We start from the raw sequence: 3,236 nt of genomic DNA on the forward strand, positions 1-3,236 counted from the left end.
CGAATCCACGACGGCAGAAGCCGAGCCCGAGCTGGTTGCCCCGCCCGAGCCGGAAACCGTGATTGCCGAGACCCGGGCCGAGTCGGCCGAGACCGATGCCGCTGTCAGTGGCGAGTCTGTTGAGCCATCATCTGTCGAGCCGGTTGCCGCTTCGCCCGCAACCGCCAGCACAGCGGCAGTGACGGAATCACAAACCCCGGCGCCGGCAACGGCCGAATCCGTGCCGGCGTCGAGCAATGACGCCCCCAGCGAGACCGATACGGCCAAGACCGACCCCGCCCCCACGCAAGCCGAGCTGGCCGCCATCAAACAGCAGCGGGAAACCCCGGAACTGGTCGACCGGCGCACCGACGCCGAGCTCAAGCGCCTGCTGAGCCGGGGCCGGCTGGCGGAGGCCGAGGACCGGCTGGCTGCGGTGCTGGCCAGCCAGCCGGCGCCCCTCAGCCGTGCCCGCCTGGCGCGGCACCTGATCATCGCCAATGAGCCCGCCCGGGCCCTGGCGCTGCTGCCGGAATCGGTCACCGCCAATCATCCGGAGCTGCGCCTGCTGAAAGCCCGCGCCCATCTGGCCCTGGGCAACGCCGACCAGGCCCTGGCCGCGCTGGAGGAATCGGTGCCGCCGGTGTCGCAGAACCCGGAGTACCTGGTGACACTGGCGGCCCTGTTGCAGCAGGAAGGCCGCCATAATGATGCCGTGGGGCGCTGGGCCGAGCTGGTGGCCTACAACGACAGCCAGGCCGCCTGGTGGGTGGGCCTGGCCAGTGCCCTGGAGGCGGACCAGCAGACCGGAGGTGCCCTGCGGGCCTACCGCCAGGCGCTGGCCCTGTCGGACCTGTCACCCACCCTGGCGGACTTCTGCCGCCAACGGCTGCGCGCGCTGGGGGCTGGCTGAATGACGGATAAACCCATGACCGAGCCAAAGAAAAAAGTCCGTATCGGCGATCTGCTGGTGCAGAACGAGGTCATCACCGAAGAGCAGCTGATGACGGCCCTGCGTGAGCAGAAGAACACCGGCCGCAAGCTGGGGCGCACACTGATCGACCTGGGCTATGTGGAGGAGGACAACCTTCTTAACTTCCTGTCCCGTCAGCTCGACATCCCGTTCGTGCAGTTGCGCCATTTCCAGTTCAACAACGAGCTGGTCAAGCGCCTGCCGGAGGCCCTGGCCCGGCGCTTCCGCAGTATCGTGCTGGCGGAGCAGAACGGCGAGCTGCTGGTGGGCATGGCCGACCCCATGGACATCTTCGCCTACGACGAGCTGGTGCGGGTCCTCAAGCAGCCGGTGAAGCAGGCGGTGGTGCGGGAGAGCGAACTGCTCAACACCCTGGACCTGGTCTACCGCCGCACCGACGAGATCGCCTCGCTGGCGGAAGAGCTGGAAGACGAGCTGGGTGACGACGCCTTTGACCTGGCGGATCTCAGTGCCGAATCCGAGGCCGCCGAGGCGCCGGTGGTCAAGCTGCTGCAGACCCTGTTCGAGGACGCCGTCCAGGCCCGCAGTTCCGATATCCACATCGAGCCGGACGAGAACGTGGTGCGCATCCGCCAGCGGGTGGACGGCGTGCTGCAGGAACAGGTCATGAAGGAGAAGCGGGTCAATTCCGCCCTGGTGCTGCGCCTGAAACTCATGGCCGGCCTCAACATCTCCGAGAAACGCCTGCCCCAGGACGGCCGTTTCAACGTCCGGGTCAAGGGCCGCAGTATCGACGTGCGGGTGTCCACCATGCCGGTGCAGTTCGGTGAGTCCGTGGTCATGCGCCTGCTGGACCAGTCCGAGGGCACCCTGGATCTGTCCGGCACCGGTATGCCACCGGCCATCCTGGAGCGTTTCCGCAAGCTGATCCACACCCCTCACGGCATGATCCTGGTGACCGGTCCCACCGGTAGCGGTAAGACCACCACCCTGTACGGTGCGTTGTCGGAACTCAACCGGCCGGAGGTCAAGATCATCACCGCCGAGGACCCGGTGGAATACCGGCTGCCACGCATCACCCAGGTGCAGGTCAACCCCAAGATCGGCCTGGAGTTTGCCACCGTGCTGCGGGCCGGCCTGCGCCAGGACCCGGATGTGATGCTGGTGGGTGAGATGCGGGACCGCGAGACCGTGGAGATCGGCCTGCGGGCGGCCATGACCGGTCACCTGGTGCTGTCGACCCTGCACACCAACGACGCCATCAGCAGTGCCATGCGGCTGATCGACATGGGCGCCGAGCCCTTCCTGGTGGCCAGCTCACTGCTGGGCGTGGTGGCCCAGCGCCTGATCCGGCGCAACTGTGACAACTGCACGGCGCCCTACGAGCCCACCGAGCAGGAGCAGGTCTGGCTGGACGCCTTCCATCTGGATCCGCTGGATGTCGCTGCCGGCTTCGTCAAGGGCCGGGGCTGCTACCAGTGCAGCAACACCGGCTACAAGGGCCGGATCGGTGTCTACGAGATGCTGGTGCTGGACGAGACCATGCTGGATGCCCTGCGGCGCCGGGATGTGTCGGCCTTCAGCAAGGCCGCCCAGCGCAGCGAACTTTACCGGCCCCTGGGCCACGCCGCCATGGACTACGCCATCCAGGGCATCACCTCCATCCAGGAAGTGGCCCGGGTCACCGCCATGTCCGGCTGGGAAGAGCCGGCGGACCAGGCCCCGCCCACGGTCCTGGAAATGCCCGATGAGCCCGGCTTGCGCGGGAAGGGTGACTGACCATGGAATTCAGCTACCGGGGTAAGGACGACAGGGGCAGCCAGCAGCAGGGCGCCATCGAGGCGGCCAGTGCCGATGCCGCCGCCATGGAGCTGATGCGCCGGGGCATCACGCCGCTGCAGATCCAGCGCAAGCCGCAATCGACGGCCGCCAGTCTGAACCTGTCGGCATTGCCACTGTTTCGTCGCCGTATCACCCTGGACGAACTGCTGGTGTTCTGCCGCCAGATGTACGCCCTGACCCGGGCCGGCATTCCGCTCATCCGCACCATGCGGGGCCTGGCGGAGACATCCCGGTCACCGGTCATGGCCGAGGTGCTGGATGACATCACCGACCGGCTCGAGGGCGGTGTCACCATGGCCACCGCCATGCAGGCGCATCCGAAAGTGTTCTCCGAGCTGTTCATTGCCATGATCCACGTGGGTGAGAACACCGGCCAGCTGGACGATGCCTTCAAGCGGCTGGCGGACATCCTGGAACTGGAGCGGGACACCAAGCGCCGGGTCAAGCAGGCCCTGCGCTACCCCACCTTTGTGGTGGTGGC

At 67.2% G+C, this 3,236-nt stretch carries 3 protein-coding genes; all 3 read left to right on the plus strand.

Annotation, left to right across the window (positions count from 1 at the left end):
* On the plus strand, positions 1-892 hold an 892-nt coding region (locus R3280_RS16365; RefSeq protein WP_318999676.1), incomplete at its 5' end, for a tetratricopeptide repeat protein.
* A 15-nt stretch (positions 893-907) separates the two neighbouring features.
* Complete coding sequence (locus R3280_RS16370; protein ID WP_318999677.1) at positions 908-2,692, plus strand: GspE/PulE family protein; 1,785 nt, start codon at positions 908-910, stop codon at positions 2,690-2,692.
* Between the two features lie 2 nt (positions 2,693-2,694).
* Positions 2,695-3,236, plus strand: a 542-nt coding sequence (locus R3280_RS16375) for a type II secretion system F family protein (RefSeq protein WP_318999678.1), incomplete at its 3' end; no start/stop codon positions are given.

Origin of the sequence: Marinobacter sp., assembly GCF_033722195.1 — a bacterium.
Classification (GTDB): domain Bacteria; phylum Pseudomonadota; class Gammaproteobacteria; order Pseudomonadales; family Oleiphilaceae; genus Marinobacter.

What these genes read in the sequence shown, in the direction of transcription:
- R3280_RS16370 (WP_318999677.1), top strand. Translation starts at nt 908, where the DNA reads ATGACCGAGCCAAAGAAAAAAGTCCGTATCGGCGATCTGCTGGTGCAG.